The sequence below is a fragment of the Rhodovulum sp. DZ06 genome, assembly GCF_050586345.1.
Lineage (GTDB): Bacteria > Pseudomonadota > Alphaproteobacteria > Rhodobacterales > Rhodobacteraceae > JBOCEF01.
In genome coordinates this window covers 195,963-216,341 of record NZ_JBOCEF010000001.1, presented here as the reverse complement: position 1 = coordinate 216,341, position 20,379 = coordinate 195,963, and the positions used below count along the sequence as shown (strand labels likewise).

General features: G+C 70.3%; 18 protein-coding genes. 4 read left to right on the top strand and 14 right to left on the bottom strand.

Features of this window, described 5'->3' with window-relative positions:
* Window positions 1-42 precede the first annotated feature (42 nt).
* From ACQ5SO_RS00980 to ACQ5SO_RS00950, 7 genes are all read right to left on the bottom strand, one after another.
* Window positions 43-888 (bottom strand): ABC transporter ATP-binding protein, encoded by an 846-nt coding sequence (locus ACQ5SO_RS00980; RefSeq protein WP_430939687.1) that lies wholly within the window; start codon window positions 886-888, stop codon window positions 43-45.
* Window positions 889-1,067: 179 nt separating this feature from the next.
* Window positions 1,068-2,357, bottom strand: a complete 1,290-nt coding sequence (locus tag ACQ5SO_RS00975; RefSeq protein WP_430939686.1) for an ABC transporter substrate-binding protein — start codon at window positions 2,355-2,357, stop codon at window positions 1,068-1,070.
* An 89-nt stretch (window positions 2,358-2,446) separates the two neighbouring features.
* The gene (locus ACQ5SO_RS00970; protein ID WP_430939685.1) at window positions 2,447-3,523 is read right to left on the bottom strand and encodes a branched-chain amino acid ABC transporter permease; all 1,077 of its coding nucleotides are present in this window, start codon (window positions 3,521-3,523) and stop codon (window positions 2,447-2,449) included.
* A gap of 120 nt (window positions 3,524-3,643) precedes the next feature.
* Window positions 3,644-3,979 (bottom strand): hypothetical protein, encoded by a 336-nt coding sequence (locus ACQ5SO_RS00965; protein WP_430939684.1) that lies wholly within the window; start codon window positions 3,977-3,979, stop codon window positions 3,644-3,646.
* Between the two features lie 16 nt (window positions 3,980-3,995).
* Entirely contained in the window at window positions 3,996-4,997 is a 1,002-nt protein-coding gene (locus ACQ5SO_RS00960) for a branched-chain amino acid ABC transporter permease (protein ID WP_430939683.1), read from the bottom strand.
* Between the two features lie 36 nt (window positions 4,998-5,033).
* Window positions 5,034-5,795 (bottom strand): ABC transporter ATP-binding protein, encoded by a 762-nt coding sequence (locus ACQ5SO_RS00955; protein ID WP_430939728.1) that lies wholly within the window; start codon window positions 5,793-5,795, stop codon window positions 5,034-5,036.
* A 107-nt stretch (window positions 5,796-5,902) separates the two neighbouring features.
* Window positions 5,903-7,870: an AMP-binding protein gene (locus ACQ5SO_RS00950; RefSeq protein ID WP_430939682.1), complete on the bottom strand. Its 1,968-nt coding sequence runs from the start codon at window positions 7,868-7,870 to the stop codon at window positions 5,903-5,905.
* Window positions 7,871-8,140: 270 nt separating this feature from the next.
* On the opposite strand from ACQ5SO_RS00950, the gene ACQ5SO_RS00945 reads away from it, so the two are divergent.
* The 3 genes from ACQ5SO_RS00945 to ACQ5SO_RS00935 are packed head-to-tail and all read left to right on the top strand — an operon-like array spanning window position 8,141 to window position 11,501.
* Window positions 8,141-10,234 carry a PAS-domain containing protein gene (locus tag ACQ5SO_RS00945; protein ID WP_430939681.1) on the top strand — a complete coding sequence of 698 codons (2,094 nt, stop codon included), beginning with the start codon at window positions 8,141-8,143 and terminating at the stop codon, window positions 10,232-10,234.
* Window positions 10,231-10,956, top strand: coding sequence for a response regulator transcription factor (locus ACQ5SO_RS00940; protein ID WP_430939680.1), 726 nt, complete (start codon window positions 10,231-10,233; stop codon window positions 10,954-10,956). The genes ACQ5SO_RS00945 and ACQ5SO_RS00940 overlap by 4 nt, the downstream gene beginning before the upstream one ends.
* An 8-nt stretch (window positions 10,957-10,964) precedes the next feature.
* Window positions 10,965-11,501: a helix-turn-helix domain-containing protein gene (locus ACQ5SO_RS00935; protein ID WP_430939679.1), complete on the top strand. Its 537-nt coding sequence runs from the start codon at window positions 10,965-10,967 to the stop codon at window positions 11,499-11,501.
* An 84-nt stretch (window positions 11,502-11,585) separates the two neighbouring features.
* Here ACQ5SO_RS00935 and ACQ5SO_RS00930 read toward each other — a convergent pair whose 3' ends face one another.
* The 6 genes from ACQ5SO_RS00930 to ACQ5SO_RS00905 form a co-directional block, all read right to left on the bottom strand.
* A complete protein-coding gene (locus ACQ5SO_RS00930; protein ID WP_430939678.1) occupies window positions 11,586-12,068 on the bottom strand; it encodes an Hsp20 family protein in 483 nt (160 codons plus the stop codon).
* 268 nt (window positions 12,069-12,336) lie between these two features.
* Window positions 12,337-13,215 carry a trypsin-like serine peptidase gene (locus ACQ5SO_RS00925; RefSeq protein ID WP_430939677.1) on the bottom strand — a complete coding sequence of 293 codons (879 nt, stop codon included), beginning with the start codon at window positions 13,213-13,215 and terminating at the stop codon, window positions 12,337-12,339.
* Window positions 13,212-14,171, bottom strand: coding sequence for a trypsin-like serine peptidase (locus tag ACQ5SO_RS00920; protein ID WP_430939676.1), 960 nt, complete (start codon window positions 14,169-14,171; stop codon window positions 13,212-13,214). Before ACQ5SO_RS00920 ends, ACQ5SO_RS00925 begins: the two co-directional genes overlap by 4 nt.
* A 168-nt stretch (window positions 14,172-14,339) precedes the next feature.
* Window positions 14,340-15,638 (bottom strand): glycolate oxidase subunit GlcF, encoded by a 1,299-nt coding sequence (gene glcF, locus ACQ5SO_RS00915; RefSeq protein WP_430939675.1) that lies wholly within the window; start codon window positions 15,636-15,638, stop codon window positions 14,340-14,342.
* Window positions 15,638-16,789: an FAD-binding protein gene (locus ACQ5SO_RS00910; RefSeq protein WP_430939674.1), complete on the bottom strand. Its 1,152-nt coding sequence runs from the start codon at window positions 16,787-16,789 to the stop codon at window positions 15,638-15,640. Before ACQ5SO_RS00910 ends, glcF begins: the two co-directional genes overlap by 1 nt.
* Before the next feature lie 78 nt (window positions 16,790-16,867).
* The gene (locus tag ACQ5SO_RS00905) at window positions 16,868-18,322 is read right to left on the bottom strand and encodes an FAD-linked oxidase C-terminal domain-containing protein (protein ID WP_430939673.1); all 1,455 of its coding nucleotides are present in this window, start codon (window positions 18,320-18,322) and stop codon (window positions 16,868-16,870) included.
* Window positions 18,323-18,444: 122 nt separating this feature from the next.
* Here ACQ5SO_RS00905 and ACQ5SO_RS00900 point away from each other — a divergent pair, with 122 nt between their 5' ends.
* Window positions 18,445-19,152: a DUF599 domain-containing protein gene (locus tag ACQ5SO_RS00900; RefSeq protein WP_430939672.1), complete on the top strand. Its 708-nt coding sequence runs from the start codon at window positions 18,445-18,447 to the stop codon at window positions 19,150-19,152.
* 24 nt (window positions 19,153-19,176) lie between these two features.
* Here the strand turns inward: ACQ5SO_RS00900 and opgC are convergent, their stop codons facing one another.
* Window positions 19,177-20,307: an OpgC domain-containing protein gene (gene opgC, locus ACQ5SO_RS00895; protein WP_430939671.1), complete on the bottom strand. Its 1,131-nt coding sequence runs from the start codon at window positions 20,305-20,307 to the stop codon at window positions 19,177-19,179.
* Window positions 20,308-20,379: the final 72 nt, after the last annotated feature.

Genomic DNA, 20,379 nt, shown 5'->3' with positions numbered 1-20,379 from the left:
AACGCTGCAGGAACGCACCCCCCCGGCGCGTCGACCCCGCAATCAGCTCAGCCAGCGCTTGCGACGACGGTAGGACCGGACGTCCCGGAACGACTTGCGGCCCTGCTCGGACATGCCGAGGTAGAACTCCTTGACGTCCTGGTTTTCCCGCAGGTCCTTTGCGGCGCCGTCCATCACCACGCGGCCGGATTCGAGTATGTATCCATAATGCGCATATCGCAATGCAACGTTGGTATTCTGTTCCGCCAGGAGAAACGAGACGCCCTCTTTTTCGTTAACTTCTTTGACGATCTCGAAAATCTGCTCCACCAGCTGGGGCGCAAGACCCATGCTCGGCTCATCGAGGAGAATCGTCTCGGGGTTCGCCATCATCGCGCGGCCGATGGCGCACATCTGCTGCTCGCCGCCCGAGGTATAGCCGGCCTGCGAGGTCCGGCGTTCCTTGAGACGCGGGAAGTAATGGTAGACGCGCTCCAGGCTCTCCTTCACGCCGCCGCCCGAGCGGGTGTAGGCGCCGGTCAGCAGGTTCTCCTCCACCGTCAGGTGCTCGAAGCAGTGCCGCCCCTCCATCACCTGGATCACGCCGCGGCGCACCAGTTCGGCCGGGTTCAGGTCGGCGATCGGTTCGCCGCGATAGGTGATCGAGCCCTTGGTCACCTCGCCGCGCTCGGAGTGCAGCAGGTTGGAGATGGCCTTGAGCGTGGTGGTCTTGCCGGCGCCGTTGCCGCCGAGCAGGGCGGTGATGCCGCCCTTGGGGACGGACAGGCTGACGCCCTTCAGCACGAGGATGACGTGGTTGTAGATCACCTCGATGTTGTTGACCTCGAGGATGGTCTCCCCGGCCGGGGCGGACTGGGCCGGGGCGTCGAGCGTGGCGGCGTCGGTCATGTCTGCGTTCCTTAAAGCGCGCGTCGGCGCGCGCGCTGCGTGATCTGGTTGCAAACCGCGCCCCGGCGCGCATCGGCGCATGCCAGGGGGCGTCGGCGGGTCCCCTCCCCCGTCGAAACGGGGGCGGGGGGCGGCCCCGGGCGCGCGCGGCGCCCGGGACCCGTCGCGTCAGGACGACATCACTCGCAGGTGCGCGGGGTGATGTTGTTCTCGGCGGCGTAGGCCATGGAGTCTTCCATGATCAGCGGCATCACGACGTCCATGTCGGGCGACATGAAGTCCGACACGAGGCTCCAGGAGGCCGACTCGACGTCCCACTGCTGGATGACGCCCTGGTGCGGCGCGCCGTGGTCCTCGCAGGTCACCTGGAAGGGCTGGGCGAAGCCGCCGAGGCCCAGTTCGGCCCAGCGTTCCTCGGAGATGCCCAGCGCCTCGTAGCCGTCGCGCATGTCGGCGGCGGTGATGTTGGCCTTGCCGGTCAGCTTCTGCGCCGTGGCGATCGCCTCGGCCACCAGCACGGCGGCGTAGACGCCGCGGTTGTAGCCGACCTCGCCGATGGTGGTGCCGTCGCCGGCGCCCTTGCCGGCGTCGATCACCATCTCCTGGATCTGCTTGAAGGCCGGGAAGTCGGCGCCCGGCGCGTGCCAGGTGATCGACTTGTAGCCGTCGGCGCCGGCGCCCGCGGGCTCCACGTCCGCCTCGGAGCCGGACCACCACACGCCGATGAACTTGTTCATGTCATAGCGGATGTTGGTGGCTTCCTGGATGGCGACCGAGTTCATCACGCCCCAGCCCCACATGAACACGTAGTCCGGGCGCTCGCGGCGGATCTGAAGCCACTGCGACTTCTGCTCCTGGCCCGGGTGATCGACCGGCAGCAGGGTCAGGTTATAGCCGTGCTTCTCGGCCAGAACCTCGAGCGTGCGGATCGGCTCCTTGCCATAGGCGGAGTTGTGGTACAGCAGGGCGATCTTCTTGCCCTCGAGGCTGCCGCCCTCCTGCTCCATCGCGTACTTGACCATGATCGAGGCGGCGTCCCAGTAGGTGCCCGGGGGGTTGAACACCCACTTGAACACCTTGCCGTTGACCGCCGAGGTGCGGCCATAGGCCATGGAGTGGACCGGGATGCCGTCGGCCGAGGCCTTGGGGATCAGCTGGTAGGTGATGCCCGTGGACTGCGGGATGTAGACCAGCGCGCCCTCGCCCTTGGTGGACTCGTAGCACTCCACGCCCTTCTGCGTGTTGTAGCCGGTCTCGCACTCCAGCACCCGGATCGGCTCGCCGCCGACGCCGCCGTCGCGCTCGTTCAGCAGGGTCATGTAATCCGAGAAGCCGTCGGCATAGGGAATGCCGGAGGGCGCGTAGGGCCCGGTGCGGTAGTTCAGGGCCGGGATCACCAGCTCGGCCATGGCCGGGGTCGCGGCGGCGATGGCCGCGGCCGCGACGGCGGCGAGTTTGATGGCTTTCATGACTTTTACCTCCCTGGTTTCGTCATGTCTCTTGAAGGCGTGCGGCGCCCCCGCCCGGCGTCCTCCCGGCCGGTCGGGGACGACGCGGTTCAGTGCGGGAAGGGCCAGAGCCGGAGCTTTTCCTTGCCCAGGCGCCAGAGCTGCGCGAGGCCGTGCGGCTCCACGATCAGGAAGAAGATGATCAGCCCGCCGACGACCACGAATTCGGTATGCGTGGCGATGGTGGTGGACCAGCCCATGCCGCCGACCATGAGGTTCTTGAGCAGCACCGGCAGCAGGATCATGAAGCCGGCGCCGATGAACGACCCGAAGACCGAGCCGAGCCCGCCGATGATGATCATGAACAGCACCAGGAACGACTGGTTGATGCCGAAGGCCTCGGTCGGCTCCACCGCGCCGAGATAGACCGAGAAGAACAGCGCCCCGGCCACGCCCACGTAGAAGGACGAGGTCGCGAAGGCGGTCAGCTTGGCTACCAGCGGGTTCACGCCGATGATCTCGGCCGCGATGTCCATGTCGCGAATCGCCATCCACTGCCGCCCGGTCCGCCCGCGCGTCAGGTTGCGCGCCAGCCAGGCCAGCAGGAACACGAAGGACAGGCAGAACAGGTAGGTCGCCCAGGGCGCCGCGTTCGGGCCGGTCACCGCAAAGCCGAACACGGTCCGCTCGGGCGCCGAGATCTGGCCGGTGGCCGAGTAGTTGAAGAACCACGGCACCTTGTTGAACAGCCACACCAGGAAGAACTGCGCCGCCAGCGTCGCGACCGCGAGGTAGAACCCCTTGATCCTGAGCGACGGCAGGCCGAAGGCCGCGCCCACCAGCGCCGTCACCCCGCCCGAGAGCAGCACGACGAAGAAGATGTTCAGGTCCGGGAAGGCGGTCATCAGCTTGTAGCAGGCATAGGCCCCCACCGCCATGAAGCCGCCGGTGCCGAGCGAGACCTGCCCGCAATAGCCGGTCAGGATGTTGAGCCCCAGCGCCGCGATCGAGAACACCAGGAACGGCACCAGCACCGATTTTTCCCAGTAGTCGTTGATCAGCAGGGGGATCAGCCCGAACGCCACGATCAGCACGAAGTAGTACCGGTAGCGGTCGAACTTGATCGGGAAGGTCTGGGCGTCGTCCGAGTAGGACGTTTTGAAGTCGCCTGCCTCACGGTAGAACATGTCTGTGGTCCCGTCTGTCGTCTGTTGCGCGGGCGCGCCGCCTTCCGATCGCGGAAGGGGCCGCGCGCCGCCCGGGCCGTCGTCGCCGCCGCCCCCCCTCCTCAGGGGGCGGCGCGCCGATCAGGCCCCGTGTTCCTCGTCGCGCGCCTCGTCCAGCGCCGTGCGCGGGTCATGCTCGGGCGCCGCGGCCCGGGCCCGGGTCGGGGTGTCCCGGCACAGGTCCAGGTAGGCCCACATCCCGAGGCCGAAGCCCGCGGCGGCGGCCAGGCCCTCGAGCCACACCGCGCCCGTCCCCATGTCCCCGCTGAGCGCGAGGAAGCCGAACACCCAGAAGGCGGACCAGCCGAGCACGCAGAGCGTGGCGACCAGCTTGCGCGAGCGCGCGCCCCCGGTCTGGGTCGGCTCGCCCTCGCGGGGCTGCCAGGGCGCGCGCGGCGCGGCGTCGTCGAAAGCCATGATCGCCTCCATCGGGTCAGACCCTCTCGATGATCTTGTCGCCGAACAGGCCCTGCGGCCGGAACACGAGGAAGACCAGCGCCAGCACGTAGGCGAACCAGTTCTCGGTCGCGCCGCCCAGCAGCGGGCCGGCGAACTGTTCGAACAGCTTCTCGCCCACGCCGATGATCAGCCCGCCGACGATGGCGCCGGGGATCGAGGTGAACCCGCCCAGCATCAGCACCGGCAGCGCCTTGAGGGCGATGAGCGAGAGCGAGAACTGGACGCCGGACTTGGAGCCCCACATGATCCCCGCGACGAGGGCCACGAAGCCCGCGATCGCCCAGGTGACGACCCAGATGTAGCGCAGCGAGATGCCGACCGAGAGGGCGGCCTGGTGGTCGTCCGCCACCGCGCGCAGCGCCCGGCCGGTCTTGGTGTACTGCGAGAACAGGGTCAGCGTGGTCACCAGGATCACCGCGACCACGGCGGCCCAGACGTCGAGCACGTCGATATACATCCCGTACCAGCCGTCCTCGCGCGAGCCCCAGGACGCGGTCAGGTCCTCGAACCAGAAGGAGCCGCCGGAGGGCAGGCCGACGTCGAGCGTCTTGATGTCCGAGCCCCACATCATGTCGCCCACGCCTTCCATGAAGTAGGCGAGGCCGATGGTGGCCATGAACAGGATGATCGGCTCCTGGTTCACCAGCCGGCGCAGGATGATGCGTTCCACCAGGATCGCGAAGACCAGCATCACGCACAGCGTCAGGATGATCGCCAGGATGGACGGGACGGTCCAGCCGAAGCCGTGGATCTCGGTGCCGAAGATCGCGTTGATCAGCTCGGCGAACGGCACCTGGCCGTTCTGGATGCCCACCAGCGTCAGCGCCGCGAACAGCGCCATCACGCCCTGGGCGTAGTTGAAGATGCCGGACGCCTTGAAGATCAGCACGAAGCCGAGGGCGACCAGCGCGTACATGACGCCGGCCATCAGGCCGTTCAGCGTCGTTTCCAGCGCATAGAGAAGTTCGGTGGGCATCACAGGCTCCCGGAAAGCAGGGTCGTCAGGCGCGGATCAGTCATGGGACACCCCCAGGTAGGCGTCGATGACCGCCTGGTTGTTGCGCACCTCGTCGGGGGTGCCGTCGCCGATCTTCTTGCCGTAATCGAGGACCACGACCCGGTCGGCGATGTCCATGACCACGCCCATGTCGTGCTCGATCAGCACGATGGTGGTCCCGAACTCGTCGTTCACGTCGAGGATGAAGCGGCACATGTCCTCCTTCTCCTCGACGTTCATGCCCGCCATCGGCTCGTCCAGCAGCAGCAGCTTCGGCTCGGCCGCCAGCGCGCGCCCGAGCTCGACCCGCTTCTGCAGGCCGTAGGGCAGCCGGCCGACCGGCGTCTTGCGGATCGCCTGGATCTCGAGGAAATCGATGATCTTCTCGACCTTCTCGCGATGCGCGTTGTCTTCCTTCTCGGCCCCGCCGAACCACCACATCGCGTTCTGCAGCATGTTGGTGCTTTGCAGGGTCATGCGCCCGGTCATGATGTTGTCGAGCGTGGTCATGCCCTTGAACAGCGCGATGTTCTGGAAGGTGCGGGCGATGCCCTGCTTGGCGATCTGGTAGGGCTTCATCGCCTGGCGCTGCTTGCCGTGGAACCACAGCTCGCCTTCCTGCGGGTGATAGAAGCCGTTGATGACGTTGAGCATCGAGGACTTGCCGGCGCCGTTCGGGCCGATGATCGCGCGGATCTCGCCCTCGCGGATGTCGAAGCTGATGTCCTTGATCGCGACCACGCCGCCGAAGCGCAGGGTGATGTTCTTCACCTCCATCACCACCTCGCCGATCGCGCGCGGCGCGATGCCGTGGTCGATCTCCTGGTGGGCATACTCGGCGTCGGTCTCGGCCGCGGAGGCGGCGTTGTGAATGGCGTTGCTGCTCATGCCACCTGCTTCCTTTTCGCGTCGACCACGGCGGCGTCGCGGATCTCCAGCGTCGCGGCGAGGCTGCCCTTGCGGCCGTCCTCATAGGTCACCTGGGCGTCGACGAAGGCCGAGGGCGCGCCCGAGTAGAACGCGTCGATCAGCGCCGCGTAGCGCTCGGACACGATGTTCCGGCGCACCTTGCGGGTGCGGGTCATCTCGCCGTCATCCGCGTCCAGCTCCTTGTGCAGGATCGCGAAGCGGTGCACCTGGCAGCCGGACAGCATCGGGTCCTCGGCGACCGAGCGGTTCACCTCCTCGACCGCTTCCTGGACCATCGCGTAGACCTTGGGATGGGCCGCGAGCTCCTGGTAGGAGGCGTAGGCGATGTTGTTGCGCTCGGCCCAGTTGCCGACCGCGGTCATGTCGATGTTGATCATCGCGGTGCACATCTCGCGCCCGCCGCCGAGCACCACGGCCTCGAGCACGGCCGGGTAGAACTTCAGCTTGTTCTCGACATACTTGGGCGCGAACATCGACCCGTCGGCCATCTTGCCGACATCCTTGGCGCGGTCGATGATCCGCAGGTGGCCCGAGCCTTCCTCGAAGAAGCCCGCGTCGCCGGTGGCGACCCAGCCCTCGGGGTCCTTGGTGTCCCGCGTCGCCTCTTCGTTCTTGTAGTATTCCACGAAGGTGCCGGGGGAGCGGTAGAAGATCTCGCCGTTGTCGGCGATGCGGATCTCCACGCCCGGGGCGGGGACGCCCACGGTGTCGGCGCGCACCTCGCCGTCGGGCTGCACGGTGATGAACACCGAGGCTTCCGTCTGGCCGTAGAGCTGCTTGAGGTTGATGCCGAGCGAGCGGTAGAACTCGAAGATCTCCGGCCCGATCGCCTCGCCGGCGGTGTAGCCGACGCGCACGTTCGACAGCCCGAGGGCGTTCTTGAGCGGCCCGTAGACCAGCCATTCGCCGATCTTGTAGTCGCGCTTGTCCTTGGCCGAGACCGCCTTGCCGTCGAGCAGCGCGGGGCCGACGCGGCGGGCGATCTCCATGTACTTCTTGTACATGCGCTGCTTCAGCGGCGAGGCGTCCTCCATGCGGATGGACACGTTGGTCAGCAGCGTCTCGAAGATCCGGGGCGGCGCGAAGAAATAGGTCGGACCGATTTCCTTGAGGTCGGCCATCATCGTCTCGGGGCTTTCGGGGCAGCAGACGCAGAAGCCCGCGACATAGGCCTGGCCCATCGAGAAGATGAAGTCGCCGACCCAGGCCATGGGCAGGTAGGCGAGCACGCTGTCGGTCGCGGTCAGCTTGTCGAATTCCACCGAGCCCTTCGCGGTCTCGATGATGTTGCGGTTCGACAGGACCACGCCCTTGGACTTGCCGGTGGTGCCCGAGGTGTAGAGCATCACGCAGGTGTCGTCGGGGGTCTGGGTCGCGATCAGCGCGTCGATCTTCGGCCCCAGCTCTCCGGCGCGGGCCTCGCCGGCCTTCTCGACGTCGTCGAGCCAGTGCAGCGTGGTGTGATCGTATTTGCGCAGGCCGCGGCGGTCGTCATAGACCACGTGCCGAAGCTCCGGCAGGCGGTCCTTGATCGACAGCACCTTGTCGACCTGCTCCTGGTCCTCGCAGATCACCATGACGGCGCCCGCGTGGTCGAGGACATAGGCCATCTCCTCGGCGTTCATGTCCTGGTAGACCGGCACCGGCACCGCGGCGCAGTAGCCGATGGCGCACATGGACCAGTAAAGGCGGGGCCGGTTCGACCCCACGATGCAGACTTTCTCCGCGGGCTGAAGCCCGAGATCCATCAGGCCCATGGCGATGGCGCGCGTCTCGTCGCGCACCTCGTCCCAGGTCCAGCTCTGCCAGATGCCGAATTCCTTCACGCGGCTTGCGGGACGGCCCTTGAACCGGCTCGCATTCGCCTCGAGAAGCTTCGGAAACGTGTCGAGCGCGCCCGAGGGCGCGGCGGCTTGCGTCACGTCGATGTCCTCCCATGCGGGCGGCGCGCACTCCCACGCGCGCCGCGCCTTGATGCCCGTGGCGGCCTTCCGATCTTTCGCCGGACCGGCGTCCCCGGGCGCTTCGCATCATCGGCGCTGCAACCGCAGGGTCAAGACCGAAAGCCCCCCCGGGCCTTCATCACCTTTCAAACAGCGCAGCGTTTCGGCAATTTTTCGAAATCCTAACGAATTGCAACAGGCCGGATCCTGCGCTTGCCCGGGCGCCGGGCCGGGGCTATCGCTTTGCCCATGACACGCGCGCCCGTCAGGTCCGAAAGCTATGAAACGGTGGATCCAACGCTGATCCAGGCCGGGTTCAACCTGATCCAGCAGGCGCTCACGATCTTCGACGCGGACCTGCAGCTGGTCGGCTGGAACGCCCGCTTCACCGAGATGTTCGCCCTGCCCCGCACGCTCGTTTATCGAGGCGCCCGGTTCGAGGACATCATTCGCTTCCTGGTGGAACGGGGCGAATACGGCCCGGTGCGCGACGGCGAGGCGGAGAGCATGATCGCCGAGCGGGTGGACCGCGCCCGCGCCTTCGAGGCCCATTACATCGAGCGCGACCGCCCCGACGGGACCACCATCAGCATCGAGGGGCACCCGCTGGCGCAGGGCGGCTGGGTGGCGGTCTATACCGACATCACCGCGCACAGGCGCCAGGAACGTTTGCTGCGCGCCCGCTCGGCCGACCTGTCGGAACAGCTCCTCCAGCACTCCGCCGAACTCGCGCGCGCCAACCGCGAGCTCGCCGCCGCCAACGCCGCGCTGACCGAGACGCAGCGCGCCCTCGTGCGCTCCGAGGCGCGGGCGCGGCTGGCGACCGAGGCGACCCCCGCCCATATCGCCTATGTCGACCGGGACCTGGTCTACCGCTACTCCAACCGCCGCCTTGGCGAGGTGACGGGCAGCGGCGATTCGGAGGTGATCGGGCGGCGCATGGACGAGGTGCTGGGGGCCGAGATCTTCGACAAGATCGGCCCGAGCATCGAGGACGCGCTGGCCGGCCGCCCCGCGCGCTGCGAGTTCCGCCACCGCCGCCGCGACGGCGCCGAGGCCGCGACCCGCGTCGCCTTCACCCCGATCTTCGACGACAGCCCCCGCCCCGAGGGGATCCCCCCGCGGGTGCGCGGCTTCTACCTGCTCTCGCTCGACGTCACCGAGGAACGCCGCGCCGCCGAGGCCGTGCTGCAGACCAAGAAGATGCAGGCCGCCGCGCAGCTGACCCGCGGCCTGGCGCATGATTTCTCGAACCTGCTGACCGTGATCCTCGGGATGCAGGGGCGGATCCTCGACGATCCCGCCCTGCCCCCGGCCGCGCGCGAGGCGGCCGAGGCCACCCGCGCCGCCGCCCGCCGCGGCGCCGCGCTGATCGAACGGCTCTCGCACGTGTCGGACCGGCGCGAACTGACCCGGGCGCGCGCCGACGCGGGCGGCCTGCTGCGCGGGCTGGCCGAGCTGACGGCGCCCTCCCTGCCCCCCGGCGTGCGGCTGGTGACCGAGATCCAGGCCGGGCTGCCCCCCGCCTGGATCGACGCGGGCCAGCTCCAGGACGCGGCGCTGAACCTGCTGCTCAACGCCCGCGACGCGGTGCAGATGGCGGGGACGGACGGCGAGATCACCCTCTCGGCCCGGACCGAGGCGGGGGCCGATGGCGACCCGATGCTGGTGGTCGCCGTCACGGATGACGGCCCGGGCTTCGAGGCCGAGGCGCGCGAGCGGGCGGTGGAGCCGTTCTTCTCCACCAAGGGCCATGGCGGCTCGGGGCTGGGGCTGTCGATGGTCTACGGCTTCGCCACCGCGGCGGGCGGATCGCTGGAAATCGGCGCGGCGCCCGGGCGCGGCGCCTGCGTGACGCTGCGCCTGCCGGTGGGCCGCCCCGAGGATGCGGGGGCGGCCGATCCCGGCCCCGACCTCTCCCGCCCCGCCCAGGGCCCCGCGCCCGAGGGAATCGCCCTCGTGGCCGACGATTCGCCGGACCTGCGCGCGGTGCTGCGCGGGGCGCTGACCGACATGGGCTGGCCGGTGCTGGAAGCGGCCAGCGGCGAGGAGGCGCTGGACCTCGCCGCCCGGATCGAGGACATCCGCCTCGTGGTCTCGGACATCGACATGGGCGCCGGGCTGACCGGGCTCGACGTCGCCGGCAAGCTGGCCGCGGCGCGGCCCGAGCTGCGGGTGCTGCTGACCACCGGCCTGCCCGCCGACACGCCCGAGCGCCGCCAGGCCGCCGAGGAAGGGCGCGCCGTGCTCCCCAAACCCTTCACCGCCGAGGAGCTGGAGGCGCGCCTCGCCGAGCTGCGCGCCCCCGCCGCCGCCCCGGCCGATGCGGAGCCCGCGCCATGACCCAGCAAGCCGAGGCCGCGCCCCTGATCGCCATCGTCGACGACGAGCCGGACGTGATCGCGGTGCTGCGCGCCGCGCTCGAGGCCGTGGGCTTCCGCGTCCAGGGCTTCGCCACCGCCCGCGCGTTCGAGACCGCCGCCCAGCGCATCGCCCCCGCGGTCTGCCTGATCGACCTCGGGCTGCCCGACACCGACGGGCTGGCGCTGGTCTACAAGGTCGCGCAGGAGCAGGGGGCGGCCGTCATGATCGTCTCGGGGCGCGGCGGGGTGCAGGACAAGATCGCCGGGCTGGAGCTCGGGGCCGACGACTACATCGTCAAGCCGTTCGACCCGGCCGAGGTGGTGGCCCGGATCCGGGTGCTGCTGCGCCGCTCGGAACGCAGCGCCGCCGCCGGCCGCCGCCGCCGCGCGGGCTTCGCGGGGTGGGAGGCGGATTTCGACACCTTCCAGCTGAGCGCCCCCGACGGCGAGGCGATCCGCCTGTCGCGGGCCGAGGGCGAGATGCTGCGCCTGTTCCTCGAGACCCCGAACCGGCTGCTGTCGCGCGCCCAGATCCAGGACGGGATCGGCGGCGCGGCGGGCGATGGCTTCGACCGGGCCATCGACGTGCGCGTCAGCCGCCTGCGCACCAAGCTGCGGGACGATCCGAAGAACCCGACGCTGATCCGCACGATCTATGGCGCGGGCTACATCTTCGTCGGCGACGTGAACTGGCTGGCGTGAATATTGGCATGCTTAAAGAAGCGCCCTATCTGTGGGGCGCTTCTTGTGAGGGGCTGACGTCCCAGCCGGAAGCGGCGCCGCCCAGCGCGGCGTCCGGCACGGTGGGCTCAACCTTGCCGTTGGGTTTCGTCGTAGCCGCTCCTCTCTTGCGACACCAATGCGCGGCACGCCGCGCGAAGACTAGACCCTCTAAACGAACGATGACTCTGACTCACCCTCAACACGGCTTTAACCCGGAACAGGTTGCAGAACTGCGCAAGACGCTTGGCGAAACCCTGCAGGACCGCCGCAAGGACCTCGGGATGACCCAGCACGAACTGGCCCAGGAGGTCGGGTTCACTTATTACACCATGATCTCCCAGATCGAACTGGGGCGCACACGGATCCCGCCCGACAAGCTCAAGGACTACGCCCGCGCCCTGCAGATGGATCCGGAAGATTTCGGCAAGCTCTGCCTCGCCCACTACGATCCCTACATGCATGAGCTGTTGTACGGACGGTTTCCCACGTCTGCGCTTCACATCCTGAAAAGCGGCGCTCGCTGAGCCGTCCGGCGCGCACGAAAACGCCCCGCCCGGAGGTCCCGGGCGGGGCGTCTTGCATTCAGGCCCCGGAGACGGGGCGCGCGATCAGTTGACGGTCTTCTCGGCCTCGCCCTCGATCGCCTTGCGGGTCCCGTTCGCGGACTGGATCTCGATCCGGCGGGGACGCAGGGCCTCGGGCACCTCGCGCACCAGGTCGACATGCAGAAGGCCGTTCTCGGTCTTCGCCGCGACCGGGCGGACGTGGTCGGCAAGCTGGAAGCGCTTCTCGAAGGCGCGGGCGGCGATGCCGCGGTGGAGATAGACGGGGGCCTCGCCCTCTTCGCCCTCGGGCTTGCGGCCCGAGATCACCAGCTGGCCGTCGCGGCTTTCCACGGACAGCTCGTCCTCGGCGAAGCCGGCGGCGGCGACGGTGATGCGATAGCTGGTCTCGCCCGTCTTCTCGATGTTGTAGGGGGGATAGCCCGGGGCGCCGCTCTGCTCGGCGGTCATCACGTTGTCGAGCATCGAGGCGAGGCGGTCGAAGCCGACGGTGGAGCGGTAGAGCGGGCTGAAGTCGAACGTGCGCATGGCTGCATATCCTCTGGTCTGAGCGACATGTGTCAGGGGCCCTCCGGCATCGGACCGGCCCCGCGGTTGGTCATTCGCGCGCCGGCCCCTGGAGCGGCGACCGGCGCATGACACCCAGATGGGAAGCGTTCCGCGGGGCGTCAAGACCCCGGCCCGCGCCCCCGCAAATGCAGGCGGCGCCGCCCTTTTCGGGACGGCGCCGCCGGTCCTGCGGTCGGGATCGGGGGCCCTCGGCCCCCCGCCGCGGCCGCCCCTTCGGCCGCCCCCCTCAGCCGCCCGGGGGCCTGCGCCCCTGCCAGGCCGAACCGCCCGACAGCCCGCCCCCCGGGCGCACCGACTTGAACGCGCCGCCGCCGCCCGCCGCGGCGCCCGCGCCGGGGGCCGCGACGCTCTTGCGCGCGACCTCGTGGGTCTTCAGCCGCGCCTTGAGGGTCGGCAGCGCGGCGTCGAGCACGGCCGCGTAGGTCTGGCTGCGGTCATGGCCCGAGATGATCGCCACCATCTGCGGGGCGCCGTCCGCCGCCCGGCGGAACACCGGCGCGCCCGAGGATCCGGGCGCGACCTCGCAGGTCAGCCGGGCGATGTCGCCGTCGCGGCCGCGGACCCGGCACGGCTCCTGCAAGGACAGCGCGAAGCTGCGGCCCCGGCCATAGCTGAGCAGCGCCACCGCCCCGTCCTTGGCCGGCAGCGCGTCGGGCGGGTAGTGCGGGATGCGCGAGCCGAGCACCGGCGCGTCCAGCTCCACCAGCGCGATGTCGGAATAGACGTTGTCGATCTTCATCCGGCGCCCGCGGGTGGGCACGTAATCGGGATGCACCGCGGTGCGCCTGGCCTGTCGGATCGCCTCCCAGGTCCCGTCGCGATAGCCGGCGGCGAAATAGACCTCGGTGTCATAGCGCCGCCGCAGGTCGTCATAGAGGCAGTGCGCCGCGGTCACGGCCAGCGTCTCGGACAGCAGCGTGGCGGTGCAATAGCCCCCGCCGGTGATGTTCAGCCGCCCCACGCCGCGCCATTCGCGCTGTTCGTAATCGGGCAGCATCCGGCGGGCGGCGGTCTCCTGCGCCGGGGCGGCGGAGGGGACGAGGAAGGCGGCCGTCGCCGAAAGGGCGAGATACGCGGCCGCGCGGCGCAAAGCTGTGTGCATCATTGAAGCGACTCGATCAGATCCTTGCCAAGGCGGTCGGCGGCGACGCCGAGCGCGGGGCCGGCGCCGCGGGGGGCGCCGCGCGAATCGGCGGTGGAGCGGCCCATGACCGAGACCACGCCGAGCACCCGCGCGCCCGCGCGCCCGCCCTCGGGGCCGACGGCGACCAGCGGCGCGCCCGAAACGCCGGGCGTCGCCTCGCAGCGGGTGAACAGGACCTCGCCGCGCCGGGCCAGCACCGCGCAGCCGCGCTCCACCGACAGCGCCTCGGCCCGGTCGCGGCCATAGGAATAGACGTCGACATGGTGCGGGGTGACGCCGGGAAGGGCGAGGGGGATCGGCCGGACCTCCTCGGCCGTGATCGGGCGCGAGAGTTCGAGCACCGCGAGATCGCGGGAGATGTCGGCCAGTTCGGCCCGCGCCTTGGGCGACATCGGGTGGTCGGGATCGACCAGCGCGATGCGCAGCGCGGTGCGGTGGGCGGCGTAGCCCCCCTTGCGATACCCGGCGACGAAATGGATCGAGCCGGGCCGCCAGGCCCGCCCGGTGCGCGCGTTGATCACGCAATGCGCGGCGGTGACGACGTGGCGGTCCGAGACGAGGGTGCCGGTGCAGAAGCCCGAGCCGCCCGCGTTGACGCGGCCCACGGCCTCCCACTGCTTCTGCTCGGCATGGGAGGCGAGGCGGCGCTCGGTCTCGGGCGCCCAGCGGCGCGGGGCGTCGCCAAGGCGCGAGACGGCGGCGGCGAGGGGGGCGCGCGGCCCGGTCTCGGCCCCCGGCCGGGCCGGCGCGGCGTCGTCGGCGGCGGCGGGCGGCGCGGCGGCGGCGGCGGCCAGCAGCGCGGCGACAAGCGCGCCGGCGGCGGCGCGCATGGGGCGGATGACCGCGTCCCGGCGCATGCGCTGCGCCGCCCGGTCCGGTTCGCGCGCAAACATGCGCATGTAAAAGCCTTGGCTCATGCAGCCATCCCCTGCATCAAGATCCGCAGGCCCACCCCTTCCCTGAACATGGCGCACAGGAAGCGTCGGGACAAGCGCGCTACCGCAAGTAGAACGCAAGAACCGCAACAGAGCCTGAAGGCGATGTTCACCCGCGCGCCGGGCCGTCCCGGGGCGGCGCCGCGCCGCTCAGCCCCCCGCCAGCGCCGGGGGGACCGGCCCGCCGGTGGCCCAGTCGAGCAGCTGCGCGGTGTGCACCACCGGGGCGCCCGCCTTGGCGCCGATCTGCACCATGCAGCCGATATTGCCCGCCGAGATCACGTCCGGGTTCACCGCCTCGAGCGTCGCGACCTTGCGGTCCTGCAGCTGGCCCGCGATCTCGGGCTGGAGCAGGTTGTAGGTCCCGGCCGAGCCGCAGCACAGGTGCGGATCGGCGGGCTCGGCCACCTCGAACCCCGCCTGTTTCAGCAGCCGCTTGGGCGCCGCCGTCACCTTCTGCCCGTGCTGGAGCGAGCAGGCCGCGTGATAGCCGACGCGCAGGCCCTTCGCCCCGGCGTCTTCGGCGACCGGGCCGAGGCCGATCTCCTCCATGAACTCGGTGATGTCGCGCGTCATGGCGGCGATCTTCTGCGCCTTGCGTTCATACGGGGTGTCTTCGAACATCACCCCGTAATCCTTCACCGTGGTGCCGCAGCCCGAGGCGTTGATGACCACGGCGTCGAGGCCCTCGCCGTCGATCTCCCGCGTCCAGGCCTTGATGTTGGCCTTGGCGAAGGCGTGGGAACTGTCCGCCTTGCCCATGTGATGCGTCAGCGCCCCGCAGCAGCCGGCGCCCTCGGCGATCACCACCTCGCAGCCATGGCGGGTCAGCAGGCGGATCGTCGCCTCGTTGATCTCGGTATCGAGGGCCTTTTGCGCGCAGCCGGTCATCAGGGCCACGCGGCGCTTGCGCTCTCCCTGCGCCGGGATCACCTGCGGCTGGTCGAAGAGGCTCGGGGGCGGCAGGTCGCGCGGGGCCATCTCGACCATCGCGCGCAGCTCCCTCGGCATCGCCTTGCGGAACGGGCGCGCGGCCCAGGCCCCGAGGATGGCGACGCGGAAGCGGGTCGGATAGGGCAGGATCGCCGCCAGCACCCCGCGCAGCACGCGGTCATAGAGCGGGCGCTTCCAGGTCTTCTCGATATGCGCGCGGGCATGGTCGAGAAGGTGCATGTAATCGACCCCCGACGGGCAGGTCGACATGCAGGCGAGGCACCCGAGGCAGCGGTCCACGTGCTTGACCGTCTTCGCGTCGGCGGGGCGGCCCGTCTCCAGCATCTCCTTGATCAGGTAGATGCGGCCGCGGGGGGAATCCAGCTCGTCGCCCAGCACCTGGTAGGTCGGGCAGGTGGCGGTGCAGAACCCGCAATGCACGCAGGAGCGCAGGATCTTGTTGGACCGGGCGATCCCGGGGTCCTGCAGCTGTTCGGGGGTGAAATTGGTCTGCATCAGGCGGCCCCGGCATGGAGTTCGGCGGGCGTCATGCGCCCGGGGTTGAGGATCCCGCGCGGGTCGAACTTCGCGCGCAGCCCGGCGGAGAGGGCGGCGAGCGGCGCGGGCTCGGGCTGGAACACCGGGGTCGCGGCGCGCACGGGCTCGGGGGCGCGGACCAGCGTGGCGTGGCCCGCGGCGCCCAGCTCTTCGCGGATCACGGCGGCGCCGGCGTCGCCGGCCCCGGGCGTCAACAGCCACACGAGGCCCCCGCCCCAGTCATACTGCACCTCGGCGCTGCGGCGGGCGGCGATGCGGGCGACCACGCCAGGGGCCGAGGACGGCCGCATCGACAGCCGCCAGACCGCGCCCTCGCGCCCCGCGAAGGCGGACACGTCGCGGATGTCGGCCCAGGGGCCGTCCCCGTCCACGTCGTCCACCGCGCCGTGCACGCACAGCAATTCGCGCAGCCGGTCGCGGCGATAGGCGACCGAGCCGTCCAGCCCCTCGATCCGCACAAACGTCCCCTGCCCCGGCAGGTGCGCCGCGCCGGTCACGTCATAGGGCGAGCCGAGCGCCGCCGACATCGCCGCCACGGCGCCGGAATCGTCCAGCCCGTCGATGCGCAGCGTCGCCATGGCCTCGGGCATCGGGGAGAGCTTGAAGCTGATCTCGGTCAGAACCCCGAGCGTGCCGTGGGACCCGGCGAGCAGCTTCACCAGGTCATAGCCGGTGACGTTCTTCATCACCCGCCCGCCATTCTTGATGACGCGCCCGGCGCCGTCGACGAAGCGCACGCCGAGCATGGCGTCGCGCACCGCGCCCGCCTGCACCCGGCGCGGCCCGGCCAGCCCCGCGGCGGCCATCCCGCCCACCGTGGGCGCGCCGGAGGTCCCGAGGAGGGGCCGCATGTCCATCGGCTCGAACGCGAAGCGCTGGTTCTCGGCGGCGATCAGCGCCTCGACCTCCGCCAGCGGCGTGCCCGCGCCCGCGACCAGCGACAGCGCGCCCGGCTCATAGACCGACACGCCCGAGAGCGCGCCCGTCTCGAGCGGCACGCCCTCGACCGGGCGGCCGAAACCCGCGCGCGATCCGCCGCCGATGATCTCCAGCGGCCCGGTCGCCGAGGCGATCGCCTCGGCCAGTTCAGCCTCGTCCGTCGGTCTCACGTGAGCTACCTCCACTCGTTCCGGGCCTCCACTCGTTCCGGGGGTCTGCGCCCCGCCTTCGTCCTTGCCCCGCGCGGCTCAGGCCGCCGCGTCGCGCCGTCCCTCGCGCCGGGAGGCGCTGGCGTAGATCGGGAACACCTTGGCCGGGTTCAGCAGCCAGTCGGGGTCGAACACGTCCTTGACCGACATTTGCGCATCGAGATCCTCGGGCGCATATTGCCGGTCCATCAGGTCGCGCTTCTCGACGCCCACGCCGTGCTCGCCGGTCAGGCAGCCGCCCGCCTCGACGCAGAGCAGCAGGATGTCGGCCCCCAGCTTCTCGGCCTTGGCGAGTTCCGCCGGGTCGTTGGCGTTGAACAGGATCAGCGGGTGCATGTTGCCGTCGCCGGCATGGAACACGTTGGCGACGCCGAGACCGGCCGCCTTCGCCAGCTCCGCCGTGCCCACCAGCACCTTCGGCAGGGCCGAGATCGGCACCGTGCCGTCCATGCACAGGTAGTCGGCCACCTGCCCCGTGGCGCCGAAAGCGGCCTTGCGGCCCTTCCAGATCGCCGCCGACTGCTCGGGGCCGGTGCTTTCGCGCATCTCCATGGGGTTGTGGCGCGCGGCGACCGCCTTGACCCGGCCCAGCGCCTCGTCGATCTCGGCGTCCGAGCCCTCGACCTCCACGATCAGCAGCGCCTCGGCGTCGAGCGGATAGCCCGCGCCGACGAAATTCTCGGTCAGGTGGATGATCGGCTTGTCCATGAACTCGATCGCCACCGGCAGGACGCCCGACTTGATGATGTCGAAGACGCAATCCCCGGCGACTTCGGCGGAATCGAAGGCCAGCAGGATCGGCCGCGCGCCCTCGGGCTTGGGCAGGATCCGCAGCGTGGCTTCCGTCACCACCCCCAGCTGCCCCTCGGAGCCGCAGATGACGCCGAGCAGGTCCAGCCCCGCGGCGTCGGCGTAAGGCCCGCCGATCTCCAGGATCTCGCCCGCCATGGTGACGATGGTGACGCCGAGCAGGTTGTTGGTGGTCACCCCGTATTTCAGGCAATGCGCCCCGCCCGAGTTCATCGCGATGTTGCCCGCGATGGCGCAGGCGAGCTGGCTCGACGGGTCGGGGGCGTAGAAGAACCCGTCCGCCTCCACCGCGCCGGTGACGGACAGGTTGGTGCGGCCGGTCTGCACCCGGATCACCCGGTCGGCATAGTCCGTCTCCAGCACCTGGTTCATCCGCGCGACGCCGAGCACCACGGAATCGGCGGTCGGCAGCGCGCCGCCCGCCAGCCCGGTGCCCGAGCCGCGGGGGATCACCGGAACGCCTTCCGCGTGGCAGATGCGCAGGACCGCGGCGACTTCCTCGGTGGTGCGCGGCAGGGTGACGGCGAGGGGGCGGCAGGCATAGGCCGTCAGCGCGTCGCAGTCATAGGCCCGCGTCTCGGTGTCGTCGTCGATCACCGCGTCGGCGGGCAGCGCGGCGCGCAGCGCCTCCACCACCGCGGATTTGCGGGCCATCACGGCGGCGTTCGGCTCGGGCATCTGCATGGCGGTCCCCTCCCTTGCGTGGCGCGGCCGGGCGGCGGCCCGGACCCGCGCTGCGAAATTGGTCCGATTATCTTACCAATTCGGAGGCTTGCCAAGCGCCGCGGGACGGGGGAAGCAGGGGCATGACGCCGCTTTCGCTCATCGACGCCGCCTTTTTCAGCTGGCGGGACGCCGCCGCCCTGGGGCTGTTCCTGCTGCTGTGGTTCGGCATGACCTGGGCCATCGAGCGGGCGCCCGCGCGCCGCCCCTCGACCGCGCAGGTGATGGGCCGCTACCGGATGCGGTGGATGGAGCAGATGCTGCTGCGCGAGCCGCGGATCCTCGACGGCGCGCTGCTGGCGCAGCTGCGCTCGGGGACCGCCTTCTTCGCCTCGGGCTGCATGATCGCCATCGGCGGGGCCGCGGCGCTGCTGGGCCAGGCGGAGCAGGTGGTCAGCCTGGCGCAGGACCTGTCGGCGGACCAGCTGGAGATTTCGCGCACCACCTCCGAGGCGAAGATCCTGTTCCTGGTGGTGCTGCTGGTCAGCGCCTTCCTGCGCTTCGTCTGGGCGCACCGGCTGTTCGGCTATTGCGCGATCCTGATGGGCGCGGTGGGGCGCGACGCGGACGAGGCGGAGAACCAGCGCATCGCGCGCAAGGCGGGGCTTCTGAACATCTCGGCGGGCAAGAGCTTCAACCGCGGGCTGCGGCAGCTCTATTTCTGCCTCGCCGCGCTGGCCTGGTTCCTGGGGCCCGAGGCGTTCGGCTGCGCGACCCTGGCCACCGCGGCGGTGCTGCACCGGCGCGAATTCCGCTCGGACAGCCGCAAGGCGCTGCTGGACGACGACTGAGGGGGCCGGGGCGGATGCGCGGGATCAGCCGCGCCCGCCCGCACTGCGCGCGCCCGACGCCGCCTCGGCGCCGGACGGGGCCCCGGACGCGGCGTCCGACGGCGCCTCGCGCCACAGGGCGTAAAGCTGCATCAGCCCGAAGAACAGCGCCACCGCCCCGACCAGCGCCGCGGCGCGCAGGGGCGTGGACAGGGCCGTCCAGTCGACCTGGATCGCGGCCGCCATCAGCAGCACGTGCAGGGTGAAGGCCTGGATCGACCAGCGCCCCACCCGCCGCAGCGGCCCGAGCGAGAAATACCAGCGCAGCGCCGCCCGCGCCGGGGCCGTCAGCGCGTCGCGCCCGACCAGGATCGCGGTGATGGCGAGGCACCCGGCCAGCACCCGGACCAGGTAGAAGGGCGTCAGCTCCATCCGGCCGTCGAAGCCGTTCAGCGCGGGATGCAGGTTGAAGGGCGGCAGGCCGTGCGCCGCGCTCGCCGTCAGCCACAGGCCGCCGATGGCGAGAACCGGCGCGGCCCAGGCCGGCGCCGCCAGCGCCCGGCGGCGCAGCGCGGGCGACCAGCCCCCGAGGGCGACGAAGATCACGAACAGGAACTGCCAGGCGGCGATGTCGAAGGGCTGGAACCCGCCGACCAGGCCGAACAGCCCGGCCGAGCCCTCGACCTGGGATGCGGCGTAGATCAGCGCCGAGCCCGCGCACCACTTGCGCAGGTCCGCGCCGAACAGCGCGCTCAGCCCGCCGCAGACCAGGAAGCAGCAGATGTAGATGATCAGGATGTCGGCGTAATAGCCGCCCTTCTGAAGCAGCAGGGACTCGACGAGCAGCCGCGTCCCCGCGCCCGGCGACTCCGCCCAGTCCACCCCGGTCAGCCCGTCGAGCAGGAAGGGGACGTGGCAAATGAGCATGTACCCATAGATCACCCTCAGCCGGGTGACTGCAAAACGACCGAAAGAGCGGGGCCGATCCGTCCCGAAACACAACAAACCGATCAAGAAGCCCGAGATCGGGATGAAGAATTCAGCATCATACAGGCCAATCCACTTGGCATGATGGAAGTACGATGCGAAGGGCACGGCGGTCGAGAACGACATGTGAGCGTACATCATGCCAAGAAGAAGATGCCCACGCATCCCGTCGACCAGCGTATACCGCATGATTCCCCCGTCCACGCGGCGCCTCTGGCCGCGTTACGGAAGCCATACTGCTCTCGCTGCGCCGCAACATCA